The following is an 18,856-nucleotide window of genomic DNA, read 5'->3' on the forward strand; positions in this document are numbered from 1 at the left end:
AAGCCTCCCTCGTCAGAGGGAGGCTAGGAGACTCACTTGGCGGCTTCGACTTCGGTGATGGAGGCCTTGGCGGCTTCCACCACGTGCTCGGCGGTGATGCCGAGGTCGATCATGTTCTGAGCGCCGTCGCCCTGCAGGCCGAACTGCTCGATGGAGACGGGCTTGCCGTAGGAGCCGAGGTACTTGTACCACGGCATGGCAACGCCGGCCTCGACGGAGACACGAGCCTTGACAGCGGCCGGAAGCACGGCCTCCTTGTACTCGGCGTCCTGCTCCTCGAACCATTCCATGGACGGCACGGACACGACGCGAGCCTTGACGCCCTCGCCGGCCAGGGTCTTGGCGGCAGCCACAGCCCACTGGACCTCGGAACCGGAAGCCATGAGGATGACGTCCGGAGTGCCCTCGGTGTCGACCAGAACGTAAGCGCCCTTCTTGACACCGTCCTTGGCCTTGGCGGCGGTCTCGGCAAGAACCGGGACACCCTGACGGGTCAGAACCATGGCACCAGGCAGGGTGTTCTTCTTCTCGAAGAAGTAACGGTAAGCCTCGGCGGTCTCGAAGGCGTCGGCCGGGCGAATGACCTCAAGCTGAGGAATCGCGCGGAAGGAAGCAAGGTGCTCAACCGGCTGGTGGGTCGGGCCATCCTCGCCGACGGCGACGGAGTCGTGGGACCAGATGTACAGGTTCGGAATCTCCATGAGGGCGGCCAGACGAACGGCGGAACGCTCGTAGTCGGAGAACATGAAGAAGGTGCCGCCGAACGGACGGGTGTGGGAGCCCAGCAGGATGCCGTTGGTGATGCAGCCCATGGTGAACTCGCGCACGCCGAAGTGCAGCTGGCGACCGAACTCGTTGCAGTTCGGCCACTGCTTGGTGGCGCACTCGGCCGGGGCGAAGGTGGCAGCGCCCTTGAGATCGGTCTTGTTGGAGCCACCGAGGTCGGCGGAGCCGCCCCAGAGTTCCGGCATGACAGCGGCGATGGCGTTGAGCACGGAGCCGGAGGCGCCACGAGTGGCGACACCCTTGCCGACTTCGAAGGTGGCCTCAAGGTCGTCAAGAGCCTTGTCGAAGCCTTCCGGCAGTTCACCGGCCTTCAGACGGTCGTACAGGGCAGCCTTGTCCGGGTTGGCCTTGCGCCAAGCGTCGAACTTCTCGTCCCATTCCTTGTGGGCTTCGAGACCGCGCTCGGCAACCTTGCGAGCGTGAGCCAGAGCCTCTTCGTCAACGTGGAAGTTCTCTTCCGGATCGTAGCCGAGGGCTTCCTTGAGGCCGGCAACAGCCTCGGTACCCAGCTTGGAACCGTGGGAGGACGGGTCGTTGGTCTTGCCCGGGGTCGGCCAAGCGATCAGGGAGTGAACCTTGATGAGCTTCGGCTGGTCCGGAGCGGCCTTCTCGGCCTTGGCGATGACGTCAGCCAAGCCCTCGATGTCCTCCTTGTAGGAGCCGTCGGGCTGGATGAAGCTGAACTCGTCGGTGTACCAGCCGTAGGCCTGGAAGCGCTTGAGCACGTCCTCGGCCAGCACCAGGTTGGTGTCGCCTTCGATCTGGATGCGGTTGGCGTCGAAGATCACGGTCAGGTTGCCGAGCTTCTGGTTGGCGGCCAGGGAAGCGGCCTCGCCGGAGATGCCCTCCTCGATGTCGCCTTCACCGCAGATGGCCCAGATCTTGTGGTAGAACGGGGAATCTTCCTTCGGGGTCTCCGGGTCAAGCAGACCGCGCTGGAAACGCTCGCCGTAGGCAAAGCCGATGGCGGAGGCGAAGCCCTGGCCCAGAGGGCCGGTGGTCATTTCGATGCCCGGGGTCAGGCCGTACTCCGGGTGGCCCGGGGTGCGGGTGGCAGCGCCGCCACGGAAGTTCTTAAGGTCGTCCAGGGTCACGCCGTAGCCGGAGAAGTACAGCTGGACGTACTGGGTGAGGGAGGCGTGGCCACCGGAAAGGATGAAGCGATCGCGGCCTTCCCAGTTGGGATCATTCGGATCGTGCTTGATGAAGTGCTGGTACAGCGTGTAGGCGACGGGCGCCAGGGAGATGGGGGAGCCGGGGTGGCCGGAGCCTGCCTTCTCAACCGCGTCAGCCGAAAGGACCTTCGCCATCTTGATGGCGCGCTCGTCGAGCTCGGTCTCCTTGAATTCGGTCATGGATTACTTTCCTTCCAATTGGTCGGGCCGCGTATCCGGCTTGTGCCGGGCGCTTGACGCCCTCACATTGCGATTACCATGCTAGCGTCGGTTTGCGACGTTGTGGAGCAATTTTGGCGTGTTTTGGTAGTTTGTGTTCTGTTAGCGTTCACAGTGAACATTGCTACGCTGCAAACGAACGCATTAGCACTCAAGCCTAAGGAGTGCTAATACAATGTTCTAAGGTGAAGTGCGCCACCTGCACGTGGCGGAGCCAAGAAAGAGGCAATATTTCTGGGTTCCCGCGTGTCGCGGCGTGGCGAACCGACCGTCGGGGTACGCCCTGAGTGAACCGTGACTGATATGAATATGTATGTATATATAAGGAGGCGCGCATGACGCAATCAAGACGCATGCTGGTGCTGCGCGCCGTGGTGGAGGATTACATCCGTTCTCAGGAGCCCGTGGGCTCCACTTCGCTGACGCGCGACCATGATCTCGGCGTCAGTTCGGCCACCATCCGTAACGACATGGCCGCTCTGGAGGACGAAGGCTATCTGATTCAGCCGCACACTTCGGCCGGTCGCGTGCCCACCGAAAAGGGCTATCGATACTTTGTGGACCGACTTGCTACCGTGGTGCCGCTCAGCGAGGCGCAACGCCGCGGCATCAACAGCTTCCTGTCCGGATCGGTGAGTCTCAAGGACGCGCTGCAACGTTCGGCACGACTGTTGTCCGAAATCACCGGTCAAGTGGCTGTAGTCGCCTCGCCATCGCTGGCCAAGGCCACATTGCGGCACGTGGAGATGGTGCCCGTTGCCATGACCACGTTGCTCGCGGTGGTGATTACCGACACCGGCCGCGTGGCCCAGCACGGCCTGACCATCGCATCCATGCCCGCCGTGGACGAGATCAACCGGCTCTCCAACACCGTCAACGAACAATGTGTCGGACTGTCCCTATCGAAATCCGCGGAGACCGTGCGATCCATCGCCGCCAGCGCCGGCTACGAGTCGGTGCGCGGCGTGGCCGACGCGCTGGCCGACGCCTTCGAATCGATGGCATTGGACGAACGCGCGGACGAACTGTACATGTCCGGCACCTCGCACCTGGCCCACTCCCGGTCCCTGGCCGATCTGGCCCCGCTCTTCGACGCGCTGGAAGAACAGGTCGTGCTGATGAAGCTCATGAGCAACCTGAGCGAGGAGACGAATGCATCCGGCGTGGGCGTGGCCATCGGCTCCGAAATGCACACTCCCGGCCTACTGCATGCCTCCGTGGTCAGCAGTGGCTATGGGCGCAGCGGTGCGGCGGGCGAACCGGCGGGGAACGATCCCGTAGGCGAACCCGAAACCGAATCCGAGACGGAGAGCCAGACGAACGACACGGAACCCATCGCCTTCGTCGGCTCCATAGGGCCGACCCACATGGACTATGCGGCCACTATGGCCGCCGTCAGGGCCGTAGCCAGATATTTGACCGCCTTCCTCTCCGAGGGCCGGACCCAAGACTGACCGCCGTCTGTGGCACAATGACCCGCAGACCAAACGAACACAAAGGATCAATCAAGTGGCAGATTATTACGAGACGCTGGGTGTGGAACGCGGCGCCAGTGACGACGAGATCAAGAAGGCATACCGCAAGCTCAGCCGTAAGTACCACCCCGACATCGCGGGCCCTGAATTCGAGGACAAGTTCAAGGAAGTGAACAACGCCTACGATGTGCTGTCCAATCCGGACAAGCGCCGTATGTATGATTCGGGCGTCGACCCGAACAACCCGAACGCCGGTGCCGGCGGCTTCTCCGGGGCGGGCTTCGGCGATATGAGCGACGTGTTCTCCACGTTCTTCGGTTCCGCGTTCGGCGGTGGCTCACAGGGCCCGGTGCCGCGTACCCAGCCCGGCCGCGATGCCTTGGCCTCGGCGTCCATCGATTTGAAGACGGCGGTGTTCGGCGGCACCGCGCATGTCAAGATCAATACGTTCTCCCTGTGCCAGGAGTGCGGTGGCTCCGGTGCCCAGGGCGGCGCACAGCCGGTCACCTGCCCCGACTGCCACGGACAGGGATTCATGCAGAAGGTCGTGCGCACCATGCTCGGCCAGATGATGACCTCCGCCCCCTGTGAACGTTGCGAGGGCCACGGTACCATCATCCAGAACCCGTGCCCCAGCTGCATGGGCCACGGCCGTGTGCGCACCACGCGTACCGTGGGCGTTACCGTGCCCGCCGGCATCAACGACAACGCGCGTCTGCGGTTGGCCAACCAGGGCGAAGTGGGTGAGGGCGGCGGCGCTGCCGGCGACCTGTACATCGACATCCGCATCAAGGCGGATAAGCAGTTCACCCGCGATGGCGACGACCTGCACTGCTGGATTCAGGTGCCGATGAGCTGGGCCGTGCTTGGCCACGATCTGTCCATTGATACGTTCGATGGTGAGAAGACCGTGTCCATCCCGGCCGGCTGCCAGACTGAGGACACGGTGACGCTTAAGGGACTGGGCGTCACGAACATCCGCAACAAGGACGAGCGCGGCAACCTCATCGCCCACGTCAATGTGCTGATTCCCACCAAGCTCAACGAAACCGAGCGCGGCCTCATCGAACAGTTCGCCGCCTCGCACGATTCAGGCGCCACGCACGTCTCCCAGGCATCCCGTCCACAGGCTGGCCAAAAGAAAGGCTTCTTCAGCAAGTTGAAGGACGCACTGAGCTGAGAGCGGGTTGGAAAATGGCCGCTTTGCCTTGCGGGAGTAAGGCTGAGCGGCTTTTTTCGTTTTAACCGGTTTTAACGGTTTTTAACCTGTTTTTACTAAAAATGTGGGCAAAATGTGGGCAGAAATCGAGCCCGCGAAGCCCTCTGCCACAACGCGAAATCGGCCCCGTCCGGCAGCAGTCAAGCTCTGTGCGAGCTGTCTGCGATGCCGGACGGGGCCGAACTATGTGTGGTTATGCGGCGCGGTCGAGGCGTTGTTTGATGGCGCTGACGCCGATGAGCGCGCCGGCGAGGATGCCGAGCGCGTTGAGCGTGGTCACTATCGCGTCCACGTGAGGCCAGCCCCATGCGGGGCCGACCGTGTTGACGAACAGGGCGAGTGCGGGCAGGACGATGAGGCCGAGCCATTTGAGGATGTCGTAGACGCGGCTGGGGATGAGCCAGTCGGGCACGTCATGGGTGACGTCGGCCGTCTCGGGCCAGTCGCTCACATCGACGCCGGGAAGCGTTTCGCCGGTGTCGGTCGTGTTTTTGCTGTCGGTCATGTTTGCTCCGATCAATAAGGGATGATGATGGGGTGATGCCGTCACCCGGTCAAGCGGGTGGCGGCATCTGTTGAGTCTCAGCGGCAGGTCACCACGTCACCGGGGTAGTAGACGTTGATGTTGCCGGAGGGTACCGTGCATTGGCTGACGTTGTAGCCGTGGGAGGTGGCGAAATCCCACACGGTGTCGCCCCATTGGAGGGTCTTGGAGACCCCGCCGGACGATGCGGGGGCGGTGCCGCCGCCGTAGGTTACGACGTCGCCCACGTAGTAGCGGTTGATGTCACCGCTGGGCGTATGCCACGCGGACAGGGGCCAAGCATCATAGGCGACGGCGAGTCCCCAGATGGTTTCTCCCCACTGCATGACGTGGCTGATGCCACCCGTGTTGGTCTGGGGTTTGCTCGGCTGCACGGGCGCGGGCGTTGCCGGGGCCGGGGCTGTGGAGCCGGTGGGGTTGGCGTACAAATCCCACTGCCATGCCTCGCCGCGGAACAGGTTGAGGTCGATGGGACTCCACGTGTTGACCACGCCGGTACCGCTGTACTGTCGCATGGCCTCGCCGTATGCGCCCAGCATCCACGGGTTGGCCTGATAGCCGGTCGGGCTCATGTTCGCGTATTGTGCGATCCATAGGCCGTACCGGTTGCGGATGTCCTGCGGGATGGTGCCGGCCACCGGGCCGGTGTACAGCAATGGGCGCACACCGCCGCTCAACCGTTCGCACTCCGCCATGAATCGGCGTACCCAATCCCACTTGCCCCATGCGGGGTTGTCGTCCATCTCCCAATCCAACGCCACGATGCCGTGACGCCAATAGTTCGACGTATTCCGGTAGAAGAATTGGGCTTCCGCCTCCGGGTTGCCGCCCATCGCGTAATGGTACAGGCCGAACTTCTTGCCGCTGGCCTGTGCCTGGGCGATCATGCGGTTGGCGTCGGTGTTGACGCCGGACACGAGGCAGTTGTTGTTGACTTGTCCCGTGCCCCATGTGGTGCCGACAACAACAAAGTCGGCCTGCATGTTGTAGACGTCTGCGCCGCACTGCCAGTTGCTCATGTCCACGCCTTGCATGTCCGCGTGCGCGGTCGCCGGAAGCAGCATCATGCAGATGGCGGCGGCCAGTGCCGTGACCTTGGCGAACAGGCGCTTATGCCACGGCTTCGGCTTGTCCTTGTTATTGACCATATGTCCCCTTTCTCGGGATGAATATTGTTTTGTGGCCCACGGTCGTGGGTCAGGATTGTCGGGGCGCTATCGGCGCGGATTGGATGTCATTGTTGAGTGCTGTCCCGTGGCCGTTGCCGCCCAGCGAGTGATAGGAGTCGTAGAGGCGTTGGGAGCGTGCTTTGAGGTCCTCGTCCGCCACCCCGTCGTGCTCGATGACCATTTCGCGGCGCAGGTCCTCCAACTGGCACAGCAGGAGCTCGCGCAGCCCGTTGACCATGGCTTTGCCCCATCGCCACATCAGGCCCAAAACCGTGGCCACTCCGCCACAGATAAAAGGCACGAGCCAATCGACGACGTGAGCGAGCAAAGACATGGAAAACTCCTTTACGTTGGGAAAAACCCACACGTTCGTCACCGTTGGATAGGCCAACGGGCGTGTGGGTTTTTGGAGGTTGAAAATGCTGTTACGAGAGTTTTGGAACGACCGGTTTTGGCCGTACTGCACGCGGAATCTGCGTGAGAGCACGCGCGTGGGCTACGAGTCCGCGTGGCGGCTGCATGTCATGCCATGCTTCGGCGGCATGGGTATGGACGCGATAAGCGTGGAGCTAGTGGACAAATGGCTTGCGAATTTCGACACTGCGGGAGCCGCACGCAAGGCATGGGCCGTACTACGCGCGATACTCAGGCGGGCTATCCGCTGGAACCTGCTGGACGTGGACATCACCAGACGCGACATCCAACTGCCGGCCAAACCTCATTACGAGCCGCGAATATTGACCATCCGCCAGCAGCGCACGCTGTTGCGGGGCTTTTACGGTCATCTGCTTGAGGCGTGGCTTATCTGCGCCGTCTCATGCGGACTCCGCACCGAAGAAGGATACGGTTTGGAGTGGAGTGACATTGATCTGCGCGCAGGCGTCCTGCATATCGAGCGCGGTTTGCAATGGGTGAGCGGCCATGAGGTCGTCGTGCCGCCGAAAACCGAACTGTCCCGCCGCACACTCCCGTTGCCGCGCTTCGCCGTCAAACGATTGCGCGAAATCAAACCACGCGAAGGGGGCCGACTCATCGGCACCCTCACCCCGCCACAGGTGGCACGCCAATACAAGGCCTACTGCAAGCGGCATGATCTGCCGCACGTGCCCGCACGCAACCTGCGCCACTCATGGGCGACGAACACTCTGGCGGCGGGAGCGGATATCGCCATCGTGTCGAAAATGCTCGGCCACAGCGACATCAAAACCACCGCAAAGTACTACCTCAAACCGGATATCTCAGCCCTGCGAGACGCGCAACGCCTCTGGGAGCGAGCCTTAACGGCCTGAGCGGGTTTCTCTAACCCGCACCGATGTCACGACCCTCATCAGTGGCAATTACGGTACCGTCAAAGGCTACCGTCGCGGCTCGCTCGTCACGTTGCGCATCGACTGGAAGTCGTCGGCGTCCGGCGCGTGGAACACCGGCAATTTCGGAACCCTGCCCGAAAGCTGGCGTCCCCCGATGGACTTGAACTTCTCCTACGGCGGACGCGACGGCGCGAACCAGAAGACCATCAACGTAAACGCGAACGGAACCATGACCTACACCAATCAGGGCGGCACGCAGGGCACGAACGCGTTCGGCATGACCGTCTCATACGCGCTATGACCCGTGGGGTCACTGCAAGACAGCGCAACCGCCTGAACCAGTGTCCCGAAGCTATGCGGCGGGCATCGGGTCGGCGGTCCTCCATACGCCGGTGCATCCCGCGTACGCGCTGTTCGGATTGCCAAGCATCGTGACGGTGCCATTGGCCTCGCCGTAACAGATGAATGTCGTTTCACCACCGAAAACGGCCACGGGCGTATTGACGATGACGGGTCGATACCCTTCGGGGAGCTTCTCCTGAGCCTTCGTGTAATTGTTCTGCCCGCTACTGTTGAATTTTACGTTGCCACCCATGAAACAGATATCACCGATACGCGTAAGCAAAATGCTGTCTCTGCTGTAAGGTACTCGCCACGTCGTAGAACGCTGGGTTAGAGAATCCCACACGGATGACATTGGTTGGAGGATGTTGAACATGGGTTCGGGTTCGCCGATGGTGATGCCGTCGAGCGGGACTCTGTACAGCGCCATGTCGTAGGTGGTGGCTCCCTGCGATATGGGGGTTGTGTTGAGGGTGGGGTCAACCGGGGTTCCGGTTGTGGGTGTGCCTTTGACGACGACGAGGTTGGCGGATTCTATGGAGTCGCCGACTTTGGTGTAGCGGCAGCAGATGATGTCGTTTCTTTTTTGGCCTTGGCTGCCGTTGGTGATGATGAGGTCGGCGGGTTTGTCGCTGCTGGCATGGTAGCCCTGCATGACAAGATCGCCGCCAGCGATGGTGACCTTGTTGGCGCTAACGACGTTGATGGCGAATCGGTCCTTTGTGGACAGCACGTAGTCGTCGCCGCCGATGACGCCTGCGTGGAGGGCCGCGTCCTGTGCGGCGGTGACGTGGGGTTCGCCCGCGTGCCCGGTGACGAGTTCCATGGTCATTGCCTGCCTCCGTTCTTCTTCCATGATTCGAAGCTGTTGTCGGCGTCCCTGAGACGGTTGACGTATTCCTGGTGGCAGTTGGAGCAGAAGAAGTAGCCGTGTTGGTTGCCGTCGGCGTCGAGGCGTTGCACGTCCCACCAGTCGTTTTTCAGGGCGTCTGCGTTCGATGGGGTGTACCAGGCGAATCTTCCGCATCGGTCGCATTCGGCGACGATGCAGTCGTTGTTCTTGGCCATGACGTTCCTTTCTATGAGGCTTCGTAGTCGATGCTTGTGGAGCCGTTCTTGGTTTTGGTGATTTTCTTGGTGACGGTCGCTTGGACGGTGATGCCGGTGATCTGGTCGCGTGCGGCGACGGTGTCGCCTACATCCATCTCGATCTCGGTGCCGTCGCGCACGGTGACTTTCACGTCGCCTTGTGATTGCATGCCGATGAGTTTGTCGCGGGTCTTGGCGTCGAGCTCGTCGGATTCGGCGTTCGAGTAGTCGTAGGTTTGGGCGATCTCCTCGGTTCCGTGCAGGCTTTGGTTCTGGCTGACGTTGCCGTCCTTGTCGGCGTACCAGTGGACCACGGTGCGGTTCGCGAGTTCGCCTTTGCCGAGGCCGATGAGGTGGTTGACGCGGAGCCATGTGCGGGTCGCATCGAAGTCGATCAGGTCGGAGTCGATCGAGTCGCCGTAGTGGGCGGCGGGTTCTGCCCAGATCTCTACGTGTCCAGACCTGTAGGCGAGTCTGAGTTTGAGCCCGTTGGCCGCGCACATCGCCCTCAGTCCCGCATAGCAGTCGGTGTAGCGGGCGACTTGATAGGTCTTGATGTCGGGGTCGCCGATGCCCGGTGGTGGTGCGACGGCCTGGAACAGGGGGGCGAGACCGACACGGTTGACGATCATGCCGATGACCGTGGAGGCTTTGCCGGAGACGACGAGGTAGTTCTGGCCCGTGTCGGGGGCGAGGATCTTGTTGGCGAGGATGCCATGCCAGGTCCTGCCGCCATAGGTGAGGGTAGAACCGCCGCGTTCGAGCCGGTCGCGCAGCGAGTCGATGACGCCGCCGAGCTCCGAGCCGTCCGCGTACACGTAGCTGCCGGGTTCAAGCATTCGGTCCACCGTGAGTTCGAAGTCGTTTTCGTCGGCTCCCCAGGCGGCGTCGAGGGCGTAGTCCTCGATGACGGCGCGGTCGATGTGGCCGGCGTCGGTGACGATCAGGTCCATGGCGGTTCGCTCTCCTCTTCGAAGACTGTCAAGTCGAAGCCGAATCCCCGCCATTCGACGGGGCTGTCGCCGGGCGGTATGGGTTGGAAGATGTAGTTTCCGCCGTCCAGTCCGTCGCCGCGTTCGGCCTTGGCGAAAATGTCGGTGACGTCGCCGTTCTCGGCCGTCAGTGTGACGCTTTTGCGGCCGGCGATGCCGACGATGGTCGCAAAAGCACCGCTGGGGATGTCGGTGGTCAGCTTGTACCGGTTGCCGCCGATGGTGATGGCGGGCGCGGTCGCGGGTCCGAAGATCGTCATCTGGAACGGCATGGCCGTGGGCTGCGGGTTGTGTGCGGTGGCGTTTCTGGTGGTCGGCTTGTAGTCATGCTCGTAATCGTGCGGATAATCCAGGTCGAGGCCGGGCTGGAGTGAATCGCTCCAGAAGCGTTGCACTTCCCCGGCCTTACGCCAGATGCCGTCAAGCATGACCACGGTGAGCTTCTGCTGGATTATCACCGGCGTGATGGTCTGCGGCTCCGCCTTGACCACGTAGGCGCGAGTCGTCCAGCCGTCAGCATCAAACATGCCCGGCGTTCCTGCGGCAACGTCGGCATCGAACAGGCGGCGCGTCCAGTCCGCCTTCTCCGGGCACCGCAGGTAGGTGAGTTCCAGGTCGGTCTCCCTCGCGGTGCGGGTCACGCCGCTCAGGCTCCTATAGCCGAGGTCGTAGCTCCATGAGCGGCCTCGGATGCCTTCGGCGGTCTGCGCGAAGATGTCGGGGCCGCTCATGACGATCTCGTCGCCGGTCGACGCGCACACATATTTAAGCGTTTGCATACTTGCGTATCAGCCTTCCTACTTCGCGCCCGTCGACCTCGACACCTAATGCCTGCAGCATGGTCGGGATGTCCGCGTGCAGGGCGACCAGTGCGGCGAGCAGCTGTTCCAGCAAGGCGGTCTGCATGGAGGCCTGTTCATTGCCGTCGCGCAGCATGCCCGTGCCTCCGCCAATGGTTCCGATGGACGGCGAGCCGAACGAATGGTCGTCGAGCGTGAGTCCGGCGGCTATCCGGTCGAGGCTGCGGTTGACGATCCGCTGGCTCTGATCGATGCCCTCGGCCATGCCGCGGCCTATCATCACGCCGACCTGGTCCCTGAACACGCGGGACGGCGAATGGATGCCGAGCTTGTCCTTGACCCAGTTCAGAGCGTCCTTGGCGGCACCGACCGCCGCGTCGACGAGCTTGCCGGCGGCGGATGTGACGCCGGAGGCGATGCCGGTGATGATGTTCATGCCGACCTCGCCCCAGTTCACGCTTGTGAACCCGTTCCAGATGGAGCGCACGATGGCGGGGATCTTGCCGATCAGCTGCGGTATGGCGCTGGCCAGACCGTTGGCGAGGGTCACGAGGATCTTCACGCCCGTCTGCAGGATCTGTGGCAGGTTCGCGGCTATCGACTGCACGAGGTTGCCGATGATGGTGGGTGCCTGTGCGATGAGCTGCGGCAGCGCGTTCATCAAACCCTGCGCGAGGCCGAGCAGCAATTGCATGCCGCTGTTGAGCAGCTGGCCGGCGTTGGATGCCAATCCGTTGACGAGCGCCATGATCATGTCGAGAGCGGCCGGCAGCAGCGTGGGCAGTTGCGAGGCCAGCCCGTTGACCAACGTGGTGACGATGAGCACGGCGGTGGTCATCAGCTGGGGTGCGTTCGTGCTGATCGCGTTCATCAGCGCGGTGAGGATGGCCGCGCCCTGGGCGAGCATGGCCGGCAGGCTGGCGGTGATCTGCATGTTCAGCTGCTGCAGCAGTGTCGGCAGTTGCGCGGACAGCTGGCCTATCATCGCGAACAACTGCCCCTGCATGCTCTGGTCCAGCATGCCGAGGCCCGCGACCAATGCGGCGATGATGCCGGCGATGCCCATGTACTTCATGAAATTGCCGGGGCTGAAGAACGACCCGAACAGGGAGCCGATCTTGCCGAGCCCCGTCTGGACCTTTGGACCGACCATGTTGCCGATGCCGCCGAACACGTCGCCCAATCCTGAGACGATCGGCCCTGTGGCGGACTTCACCTTGCCGGCTATCGACGACAGGCCGGACACGAGGCCGCTGTCCGACACCTTGGAGAACACGCCGGAGAATCCTCCGCCGACCTTGGCGCCCAGCGTCTTGATGTTCGAGTCGAGGGAGCTGGTGATCTTGCCGAACTCGACGCCCAGCCCGTTGGCCATGCCCGAGACGGACCGGCCGATGTCCGTGGACGCGAGCTTCGCCCCCAGTTGCTTGAGTGGGCCGGCGAGTCGTTCGCCGCCCTGCTGGACGCGGTTGACCGCGTTCGCGAACGGGTCGCCGTCCACGGCGAGCGCGGCGCGCAGGTCCTTGTTGAAATACGATTTGAACTGTTGCAGGCCGGACAGTCCTGATTGCAGTTGGCCGGGCAGTTGCTTCACGCCCGTGGTGAGTTTGTCGAATCCGCCGTCGCCGATTTTGCCGAGCGTGTCGAACACGTTGGTGATCTTGTCCACGTTGCCGCCGACCCCGGCGAACAATGCGAACGCTCCGGCCAATTGGCCGAGACTGCCGGCGATGTCCTGAACGGTGATGCTGCCGTCCTGCAAGCCCTGGCTGAATTGCTCGATGAGCTTGACGGCCCTGTCCACATACGGGGTGAGCTTGCCGTTCAACTGCTCCACGAACGGTGTGAGCTGGCTTGAGAGCGCGTCCACGGCCGGAATGGCCGCGTTGAACGTCTTGCGCAACGATTCGAGCGCCAGCTTGCCGGGGCCTTCGCCCAACCGGCTGAGAGCGGCCTTCACGTTCGCCAAAGCGCCGCTGAAGGTGTCGCCGGCGGCCAATGCGGCTCCGCCGAGGCCTTCCTGCATGGAGTCGGCGAATGTTTGGAAGTCGATTTTGCCTTTGGACACCATGTCGGAGACCTCTTCCGAGGTTTTGCCGAGGTGTTTGGCGAGCAGTTGGAGGACGGGTACGCCGGAGCTCATGAGTTGGAGCATGTCGTCGCCCTGCAGTTTGCCTCGGGCGGCGACGCTGCTGAAGATGGTGCCGATGTCGGTGAGGCTGCGGCCTGATATCTGTGCGGTGTCGGCGACGGTTTTGAGGACGTTGGTCATCTGGTCGCCGGATTTGATGCCGGCGGCGCTCAGGGTCGCGGCCACGGTGGCCGCGTCGCCCAGGCCGAACGCGGTGCCTTTGACGCTGGCGAGCGCGTTGTTCATGATCTCGGCGATGCTTTTGGAGTCGTGGCCGAGGCCTTTGAGTTTGGCCTGCGCGTTTTCGATGTTCAGGGCGCGTTGGAAGCCGCCTTTGGCGGCGAGTGCGGTGATGCCTCCGGCGATGGTGCCGATGGCTCCGAGTCCGACTTTGCCGATTTTGCCGAATGCGCCGCCGAATTTGCCGAGGATGCTGGTGCCGGCGGTCTTGGCGGCGTTGTCGGCGGCTTGGGTGATGTCGCCTTCGAGTTTCTTGCCGAAGTCCTTGCCGCTTGGTGCGACTTCGATGTAGACGACGCCGATGCTGCTTTCTGCCATCGGGGCTTCTCCTGTGTGGTTGGGAGGCCCCGATGGCGGTCGGGGTCATTCGATGTGGTAGTGGTCGTTGAGGCGTTTGCGGCGGGCCATGCGCGCCTCATAATCGGCGTGGGTTTCCGTGTTCGCCCGGCGGAACGGGTCGGTTCTCCGGTCGGCCCATGGCCGGTATCCCTTGCGTTTGAGTCGGCCTTCGAGTTCCATCTGGTCCCAGAGCGCGATTTCCGCGCCGGTGGGCGTGTATGACCATCCGGCGAGCGCGGCGAAGCTGTTGGAGGTGTGGTCGCGCAGGATTTCGCGGGTGAGCGCCCATGCGCTCTCGTAGTCGAGGTTGCCGGATGGTTTGCGGCCGGCTGGCGCGTCGAGCCATGCGTTGAGGTGGCATGGCTTCCAGACGCGCCGGTAGCGGGTCAGCCAGTCGGTGGTCAGCGCCGAGTGATGCTGTTGGTGGAGGATGAGGAGGTAAACGATTTTGGGTCGAGGCCCGATCCTTCGGCCCAGCCTTTGACGATGGCGCTGATCCAGCCGAGCGGGTTGCCGGCCTTCCGCAGCTTGTTCCACAGGGTCGGCTGCATTTCCTGCAGGTAGGCGAGGAACACGGCGGTGGCGTGGAACGTCTCCTCCTCGCTCAGGACGACCTTGCTTTTGACGATGAGCACGACGTTGACCAGTTCGATGGGCAGGTCGGCGGAGTTGAGGTTGGGGAGTGTGACTTCGGTGTCGAGTCCCTTGAGGCTGAGGCATACGTCGGGCTGCTGTTCGGCGTCGGTGTTGATGTCGGGTTCGATTTCGATGGGCTTGTTTTCTTCGCTCATGGCGGTCTCCTAAAAAATATTGGTTGCGGCGGTCGATGCGTGGAGGGTTCCCCGTCCGCAGGGACCGCCATCGGTGTGGGCGGGGAAGAATGTCAGGGTCAGGCGGTGACGGTGACGGGCACGGTCACGTTCTTGCCGCCGGCGGTGGCGGTGATGGTGACGGGTTTGCCGGTTTCGGTGGCGCTTTTGCCGGTCACGGTGACGGTGTTGCCGTTGACGGTGGCGGTGGCCTTCGCGGTGTCGCCGCTTGTGGCGGTGATGGTCCAGCCCGTGGCGTTCGCCGGGGAGACGGTCACGTTGAACGTCGCGGTGCGGCCGGCGGCGACGGTCAGCGTGTTCGGGGTGGCGGCCAGCGAGTCGACCTTGGTGGCCAGTCCGGCCTTCTCGGCCGCGAGCAGACCATAGACGTGGAACATGTAGCCGTCCGAGGCCTTGAACATCTTGAACGTGACGTTGAAGGTCACGACCTCCGTGGATACGAGGGTCATGTCGTCGCGGTCGGAGACCTTGCATTTGCCGATGGGCAGCACGATCGGGTTGCCGTACTGGTCGAGGCATGCGAGCACGGCCATGTATTCGATGTTCGTGGCCGCGTCCCTGACATGGAAGTTGCCGTCGGTGTCGGCCTTGACGCCGAAGTAGGCTTCGGCGATGTCCTGACGGCATTCGATGCCGGGTATCTGCAGGGTCCAGTAGCCGGGCTCCTGTTCGGAGACCACGATGTCGCCGTTGTGGCCCTTGATCTCGGTCTCGTCGCCCGGCTCGGGGTGCAGTACCGCGCCGTCCTCCGAGTTGTAGCCGACCGGCTTCTTGCCCTCCGGCGGCGTCCAGGTTTCGGAGTCGGGCATCGTGGGGATGTTCGAATCGTCGAGCTTCCACAGGAAGAGCGCGTAGTCCTTGATGAGTTTGACCAGGTCGGCGCGGTTGCCGCTGGTGATGTACGAAGTGTCTGTGGCCATTTGCCATACGCCTTTCGATGATTATGCTTGGTTGGTTTCGACGGTGAGCAGGAGCGTGAGGTACGCCATGAGGCAGCCGTTCTCGTCGCTCATGCGGATCGGCCCCGACTCGTGGTCGATGGTGACGACCGGCCGTGGCGGATACAGGCCGGTCAGATACAGTTCGATGTCGGCGGCGAGGTTCTGCGCGGCGTCGATGTCGCCGGTCCCGTCGTCGCGACGCACCCACACGGAGATGCGAAGGCGCGTCTGCTGGCTGACGGGCGTGGCCTTCCGGCCGGGCACGGCGACCAGCACGCATTCCCTGGGCGGATTACCCCGGTTGCGGACGGTGCCGAACCGCACGTCGGGAAACCGGTCGCGCAGACGTTCGAGCAGCACGGGTTCCACCCGGTTCGGGCGGACGGGTGGCCGGATGACGCTCATACGACCACCATGCCCAGCATCTGGCTCAGCACTCCGTGGGCCTGTTCGAACGCGGCCGGAGCGGTGGCGACAACGTTGGTGCGGTCGGTGTCCTCGTTGCGGTACACCTTGATCGCCGGATCCACGGCCGCCATGCCCTCCACCTGTTCCTGCACGTCGTCCATGACCGGTTTGACGGCGCGTTTGAGCACTTCGTCGCTGAAATTCGTGCGGTCGAGCACGACCTTGACCTTGCTCCGGGCCATCTACCCCTCCTTCAGTCTGACGTTGACGACGTCGCCGACGTGCGTGCCGTCGGGTTTCTCCCACACGCACACCACGCCGTCGACGGGCACCCGCCTGCCGCGCACGCCGATCAGGTCGGTGTCGCGGATGCCGGTGGGGGTCTTGGAACGGATGTAGATGGCGTGGTCCCAGGTCACGCCATGCGAATCGTCCGAGGACGTTTCCGGCGTGTTCACCGGGGCCACGAGCCCGTCGAAGCTCATGACGAGTTCCAGCGGGCCCTGCACGGTGTTGCCGTCGGCGTCAAGTCCGGGCTCGCCGCGCCAAACGTCGATGCGTTCCATCAGACCACCTCCCCGGATGCCATGTCGATGCTGAAGGCCAGCTGGCCACCCAAGCCGAGCACTGTGAGGTAGTCGTTGTTCCATCGCAGGTAGCCGTCCGGCGAAGCCCACGAGTAGGAGTTGGAGAAGGGGCCGGTGGTCTCGGTGTTCTGCGTGACCCCTGTGGGCACGCCGGACACCTGCTGCTCCATGGCGGTGCGCACCATCTGGCAGCAGACGATCTCGAGGCCGCGCCGGTGCGCCGTCCACCACGAATCCTCATGGGTCTCGGGGTAGACGGACACGTGGTTGCGGATGTTCTCGCTCGCATCGAGCAGCAGCTCGTCCGCCTGCGCCTGTTCGTCGGGCGTGAGCGTGTGCCAGCGTTTCTCCAGGTCCTCGTGCGTGGCGAACGGCTCGGGTTCATCGGCCATGACGGGCCTCCTTATCCGATGACGCCGGCGGCCTTGAGCGAGGCGAGCGCGGCGTTGAGCTTCTTCTTCGTCTCGTTCAGTTCGGTTACCACGGCGTCGAATTCGGCCTTGGTCGGCGTGGTGCCGGCGGCCGCCGTCGCATCGGCCGCGGACACGGCGGCGACGGACGCACCTTTCTTCACGCCTCCCAGCGCCGCGGTGGTGGCGGCGGGCAGTGTATAGGCGGAGCCGCCGGTGAACGGCGTACCGTCGGGGTTCCACAGGCGTGCCGGCACGTCCATGGCCCCGGTCTTGTGTTTCTTCTTGCCTGCCGGCTGGATGATGAAGTCCTGGGTGAACGCGCTCATCAGTCACCCGCTTCCGTGGAGGACTTGAGCACGGCGAACGCCTTGGGTTCGATGACCGCGTAGGAGAACATGGCCTCGGTGCGGTAGGCGATCTGGTTGTGGGCTTTGAGGTCGACGCCGGTCTGGTCGGGGTCGCCGTAGGGGATGATCTCGGACGTAATGTCGCGCACCATGCCCCATTTGATGAGGCTGAAATCGCCCATGATGGCGAGCACGTGGGTGGGTGTCTTGGCCTTGGCCCCGTTGACGGTGGCGCTGGTGGCGGCCTTGATGCCGTCGAGGGTGCCGACCTGCAGGTTGAGCGGGATCTCGGGGTAGTAGCGCATGCCGGTGGCGGGTACGCGGATCTTGCGCAGGCGGGAGGCCCACGTGCGGCTGATGGCGATGCCGTTGATGTCGTAGGTCTCGTTGAGCTGGTCGGCCAGGTTGTCGACGTTGGTGATGTCGTCGTCTCCGGCGGTGACCTGCATGGCGCGGGCCGTGAGCGCGTCGAATCCGGTGAGGGGTTCGCCGGTCTTGGGGTTGATGGCGTGGTAGACGACGTAGTCGAGGGCGCGGCCGATGGCCTCGGCTTGGTCGGCCTGGATGGACTGGATGATCTGGAAGCGGTTGTCCTCGTCGGCCCATTTGAGCTCGCTAGTGACGCGGGTGGTGGTCTGCACCTTGAACGTCTTGCCGCTCACGTAGTTCAGGTCTTGCTCGTAGGAGCTCTTGGTCTGGCCTTCGGCGGTCACGTCGGCCTCGGCGGCGCCGTTGAAGATCATGTATTCCTTGTCGGTGAAGATCTGCGGGCTGCTCGGGGACAGGGCCGCGATGGTCGATGTCTCCTTGACCTTGTTGACGACGGCCGTGGCGACGGTCTTGGGCAGGTGGAGTTTGCTGGTGTCCATTGCCATGATGTTGTTCCTTTCTGGGGGATGATTGCGTTTAGAGGTTGGAGAACAGGTCGTCGGCCCATGCGCGTTCGTCGGCTCCTGCGGCCTTGCCGTCGGGGGTCTTGCCCTGGTTGGGCATGCCCTTGGGCTTGGGGTGCGCGTACTGGTCGATGGCCTTCGCGTTCGCGGTCATGGCCTCGAGCGTGTCGCCGTGCAGCAGCGAGGCTGGCACTCCGGTCTCCTTGGAGACCTGCGCCTTCCACTCGTTTCGTTGTTTCTCCGCCTCGTAGGCGGCGTTGGCGGCTTCGAGTTCCTTGATGCGTTTGGCGGCCTTCTCGGCTTCGGACAGCTGCGAGTCCTTGAACTGTTGCAGTTCCTCGGCGGCCTTGCTGTTGTCCTTGGCGCGCTGCTCCCATTTGCGCGAGTGGGCGCGCTGCTCCTCGAACTTCGCCTTCCAGTCGATGTCCTCGCCGGTGTCGGCCGGGTCTCCCGTTGCGGGGTCGCCGGAGCCGCCTTCGTCCGCGCCGGAATCGATGAGACGAAGGTTGTTGCGGAATCGGTGCCAGTGCGGCATGTCGTGCATGATGGTTCTCCTTTGTGGTTGATGGGGCCCGTTCCGGGCGTAAAAACCACCCGTGCGGGTGGT

The 18,856-nt window shown here is 63.3% G+C and carries 22 protein-coding genes; 4 read left to right on the forward strand and 18 right to left on the reverse strand.

The window, feature by feature from the left end:
* Nucleotides 1-32: 32 nt before the first annotated feature.
* Nucleotides 33-2,141: a transketolase gene (gene tkt, locus AB5287_RS04965; protein ID WP_368220791.1), complete on the reverse strand. Its 2,109-nt coding sequence runs from the start codon at nucleotides 2,139-2,141 to the stop codon at nucleotides 33-35.
* A gap of 374 nt (nucleotides 2,142-2,515) precedes the next feature.
* On the opposite strand from tkt, the gene hrcA reads away from it, so the two are divergent.
* Together hrcA and dnaJ are read left to right on the forward strand one after the other, a co-directional pair.
* Nucleotides 2,516-3,634, forward strand: a complete 1,119-nt coding sequence (gene hrcA / locus AB5287_RS04970; RefSeq protein WP_059280657.1) for a heat-inducible transcriptional repressor HrcA — start codon at nucleotides 2,516-2,518, stop codon at nucleotides 3,632-3,634.
* A 55-nt stretch (nucleotides 3,635-3,689) separates the two neighbouring features.
* Nucleotides 3,690-4,835 (forward strand): molecular chaperone DnaJ, encoded by a 1,146-nt coding sequence (gene dnaJ, locus AB5287_RS04975; RefSeq protein ID WP_007052794.1) that lies wholly within the window; start codon nucleotides 3,690-3,692, stop codon nucleotides 4,833-4,835.
* A gap of 232 nt (nucleotides 4,836-5,067) precedes the next feature.
* Here the strand turns inward: dnaJ and AB5287_RS04980 are convergent, their stop codons facing one another.
* The 3 genes from AB5287_RS04980 to AB5287_RS04990 all read right to left on the reverse strand — a co-directional run bounded on the left by AB5287_RS04980 (nucleotide 5,068) and on the right by AB5287_RS04990 (nucleotide 6,921).
* Complete coding sequence (locus AB5287_RS04980; RefSeq protein WP_209006540.1) at nucleotides 5,068-5,379, reverse strand: phage holin; 312 nt, start codon at nucleotides 5,377-5,379, stop codon at nucleotides 5,068-5,070.
* Between the two features lie 77 nt (nucleotides 5,380-5,456).
* The gene (locus AB5287_RS04985) at nucleotides 5,457-6,566 is read right to left on the reverse strand and encodes a GH25 family lysozyme (protein ID WP_368220794.1); all 1,110 of its coding nucleotides are present in this window, start codon (nucleotides 6,564-6,566) and stop codon (nucleotides 5,457-5,459) included.
* A 49-nt stretch (nucleotides 6,567-6,615) separates the two neighbouring features.
* Complete coding sequence (locus AB5287_RS04990; RefSeq protein ID WP_117756525.1) at nucleotides 6,616-6,921, reverse strand: hypothetical protein; 306 nt, start codon at nucleotides 6,919-6,921, stop codon at nucleotides 6,616-6,618.
* 85 nt (nucleotides 6,922-7,006) lie between these two features.
* On the opposite strand from AB5287_RS04990, the gene AB5287_RS04995 reads away from it, so the two are divergent.
* Both AB5287_RS04995 and AB5287_RS05000 read left to right on the forward strand, forming a co-directional pair.
* The gene (locus AB5287_RS04995) at nucleotides 7,007-7,876 is read left to right on the forward strand and encodes a tyrosine-type recombinase/integrase (RefSeq protein ID WP_368220796.1); all 870 of its coding nucleotides are present in this window, start codon (nucleotides 7,007-7,009) and stop codon (nucleotides 7,874-7,876) included.
* A 91-nt stretch (nucleotides 7,877-7,967) separates the two neighbouring features.
* Complete coding sequence (locus AB5287_RS05000; RefSeq protein WP_368220799.1) at nucleotides 7,968-8,198, forward strand: hypothetical protein; 231 nt, start codon at nucleotides 7,968-7,970, stop codon at nucleotides 8,196-8,198.
* Nucleotides 8,199-8,249: 51 nt separating this feature from the next.
* Here the strand turns inward: AB5287_RS05000 and AB5287_RS05005 are convergent, their stop codons facing one another.
* From AB5287_RS05005 to AB5287_RS05070, 14 genes are all read right to left on the reverse strand, one after another.
* Nucleotides 8,250-9,071 (reverse strand): hypothetical protein, encoded by an 822-nt coding sequence (locus AB5287_RS05005; RefSeq protein ID WP_368220801.1) that lies wholly within the window; start codon nucleotides 9,069-9,071, stop codon nucleotides 8,250-8,252.
* Entirely contained in the window at nucleotides 9,068-9,307 is a 240-nt protein-coding gene (locus AB5287_RS05010; protein ID WP_077384796.1) for a hypothetical protein, read from the reverse strand. Before AB5287_RS05010 ends, AB5287_RS05005 begins: the two co-directional genes overlap by 4 nt.
* 11 nt (nucleotides 9,308-9,318) lie before the next feature.
* A complete protein-coding gene (locus AB5287_RS05015) occupies nucleotides 9,319-10,281 on the reverse strand; it encodes a hypothetical protein (RefSeq protein WP_077384795.1) in 963 nt (320 codons plus the stop codon).
* Nucleotides 10,272-11,099, reverse strand: a complete 828-nt coding sequence (locus tag AB5287_RS05020; protein ID WP_077384794.1) for a hypothetical protein — start codon at nucleotides 11,097-11,099, stop codon at nucleotides 10,272-10,274. The genes AB5287_RS05015 and AB5287_RS05020 overlap by 10 nt, the downstream gene beginning before the upstream one ends.
* Nucleotides 11,086-13,809 (reverse strand): tape measure protein, encoded by a 2,724-nt coding sequence (locus AB5287_RS05025; RefSeq protein WP_368220803.1) that lies wholly within the window; start codon nucleotides 13,807-13,809, stop codon nucleotides 11,086-11,088. The genes AB5287_RS05020 and AB5287_RS05025 overlap by 14 nt, the downstream gene beginning before the upstream one ends.
* A 422-nt stretch (nucleotides 13,810-14,231) precedes the next feature.
* Nucleotides 14,232-14,621 (reverse strand): hypothetical protein, encoded by a 390-nt coding sequence (locus tag AB5287_RS05030; protein ID WP_077384792.1) that lies wholly within the window; start codon nucleotides 14,619-14,621, stop codon nucleotides 14,232-14,234.
* Between the two features lie 98 nt (nucleotides 14,622-14,719).
* Entirely contained in the window at nucleotides 14,720-15,580 is an 861-nt protein-coding gene (locus AB5287_RS05035) for a hypothetical protein (RefSeq protein ID WP_368220805.1), read from the reverse strand.
* A gap of 21 nt (nucleotides 15,581-15,601) precedes the next feature.
* Complete coding sequence (locus AB5287_RS05040; protein WP_230307133.1) at nucleotides 15,602-16,006, reverse strand: hypothetical protein; 405 nt, start codon at nucleotides 16,004-16,006, stop codon at nucleotides 15,602-15,604.
* Entirely contained in the window at nucleotides 16,003-16,251 is a 249-nt protein-coding gene (locus AB5287_RS05045; RefSeq protein ID WP_077384791.1) for a hypothetical protein, read from the reverse strand. Before AB5287_RS05045 ends, AB5287_RS05040 begins: the two co-directional genes overlap by 4 nt.
* A complete protein-coding gene (locus AB5287_RS05050; RefSeq protein ID WP_115791022.1) occupies nucleotides 16,252-16,575 on the reverse strand; it encodes a hypothetical protein in 324 nt (107 codons plus the stop codon).
* Nucleotides 16,575-16,988, reverse strand: coding sequence for a Gp19/Gp15/Gp42 family protein (locus AB5287_RS05055; protein WP_077384789.1), 414 nt, complete (start codon nucleotides 16,986-16,988; stop codon nucleotides 16,575-16,577). Before AB5287_RS05055 ends, AB5287_RS05050 begins: the two co-directional genes overlap by 1 nt.
* A gap of 11 nt (nucleotides 16,989-16,999) precedes the next feature.
* On the reverse strand, nucleotides 17,000-17,335 hold the full coding sequence (locus AB5287_RS05060; RefSeq protein WP_131213292.1) for a head fiber protein: 336 nt from the start codon (nucleotides 17,333-17,335) through the stop codon (nucleotides 17,000-17,002).
* Nucleotides 17,335-18,231 carry a phage major capsid protein gene (locus tag AB5287_RS05065; RefSeq protein ID WP_115791024.1) on the reverse strand — a complete coding sequence of 299 codons (897 nt, stop codon included), beginning with the start codon at nucleotides 18,229-18,231 and terminating at the stop codon, nucleotides 17,335-17,337. The genes AB5287_RS05060 and AB5287_RS05065 overlap by 1 nt, the downstream gene beginning before the upstream one ends.
* 31 nt (nucleotides 18,232-18,262) lie before the next feature.
* Nucleotides 18,263-18,793: a heavy metal transporter gene (locus tag AB5287_RS05070; protein WP_368220808.1), complete on the reverse strand. Its 531-nt coding sequence runs from the start codon at nucleotides 18,791-18,793 to the stop codon at nucleotides 18,263-18,265.
* Between the last annotated feature and the right edge of the window lie 63 nt (nucleotides 18,794-18,856).

Origin of the sequence: Bifidobacterium sp. RTP21102st3_E2_RTP21102_210122 (genome assembly GCF_040916945.1) — a bacterium.
GTDB classification, from domain to species: domain Bacteria; phylum Actinomycetota; class Actinomycetes; order Actinomycetales; family Bifidobacteriaceae; genus Bifidobacterium; species Bifidobacterium longum.

Coding starts and splice junctions, on each gene's coding strand:
- tkt (WP_368220791.1), bottom strand. CDS start 2,141: ATGACCGAATTCAAGGAGACCGAGCTCGACGAGCGCGCCATCAAGATG.
- hrcA (WP_059280657.1), top strand. CDS start 2,516: ATGACGCAATCAAGACGCATGCTGGTGCTGCGCGCCGTGGTGGAGGAT.
- AB5287_RS04980 (WP_209006540.1), bottom strand. CDS start 5,379: ATGACCGACAGCAAAAACACGACCGACACCGGCGAAACGCTTCCCGGC.
- AB5287_RS04985 (WP_368220794.1), bottom strand. CDS start 6,566: ATGGTCAATAACAAGGACAAGCCGAAGCCGTGGCATAAGCGCCTGTTC.
- AB5287_RS04990 (WP_117756525.1), bottom strand. CDS start 6,921: ATGTCTTTGCTCGCTCACGTCGTCGATTGGCTCGTGCCTTTTATCTGT.
- AB5287_RS04995 (WP_368220796.1), top strand. CDS start 7,007: ATGCTGTTACGAGAGTTTTGGAACGACCGGTTTTGGCCGTACTGCACG.
- AB5287_RS05005 (WP_368220801.1), bottom strand. CDS start 9,071: ATGACCATGGAACTCGTCACCGGGCACGCGGGCGAACCCCACGTCACC.
- AB5287_RS05010 (WP_077384796.1), bottom strand. CDS start 9,307: ATGGCCAAGAACAACGACTGCATCGTCGCCGAATGCGACCGATGCGGA.
- AB5287_RS05015 (WP_077384795.1), bottom strand. CDS start 10,281: ATGGACCTGATCGTCACCGACGCCGGCCACATCGACCGCGCCGTCATC.
- AB5287_RS05020 (WP_077384794.1), bottom strand. CDS start 11,099: ATGCAAACGCTTAAATATGTGTGCGCGTCGACCGGCGACGAGATCGTC.
- AB5287_RS05025 (WP_368220803.1), bottom strand. CDS start 13,809: ATGGCAGAAAGCAGCATCGGCGTCGTCTACATCGAAGTCGCACCAAGC.
- AB5287_RS05030 (WP_077384792.1), bottom strand. CDS start 14,621: ATGAGCGAAGAAAACAAGCCCATCGAAATCGAACCCGACATCAACACC.
- AB5287_RS05035 (WP_368220805.1), bottom strand. CDS start 15,580: ATGGCCACAGACACTTCGTACATCACCAGCGGCAACCGCGCCGACCTG.
- AB5287_RS05040 (WP_230307133.1), bottom strand. CDS start 16,006: ATGAGCGTCATCCGGCCACCCGTCCGCCCGAACCGGGTGGAACCCGTG.
- AB5287_RS05045 (WP_077384791.1), bottom strand. CDS start 16,251: ATGGCCCGGAGCAAGGTCAAGGTCGTGCTCGACCGCACGAATTTCAGC.
- AB5287_RS05050 (WP_115791022.1), bottom strand. CDS start 16,575: ATGGAACGCATCGACGTTTGGCGCGGCGAGCCCGGACTTGACGCCGAC.
- AB5287_RS05055 (WP_077384789.1), bottom strand. CDS start 16,988: ATGGCCGATGAACCCGAGCCGTTCGCCACGCACGAGGACCTGGAGAAA.
- AB5287_RS05060 (WP_131213292.1), bottom strand. CDS start 17,335: ATGAGCGCGTTCACCCAGGACTTCATCATCCAGCCGGCAGGCAAGAAG.
- AB5287_RS05065 (WP_115791024.1), bottom strand. CDS start 18,231: ATGGCAATGGACACCAGCAAACTCCACCTGCCCAAGACCGTCGCCACG.
- AB5287_RS05070 (WP_368220808.1), bottom strand. CDS start 18,793: ATGCACGACATGCCGCACTGGCACCGATTCCGCAACAACCTTCGTCTC.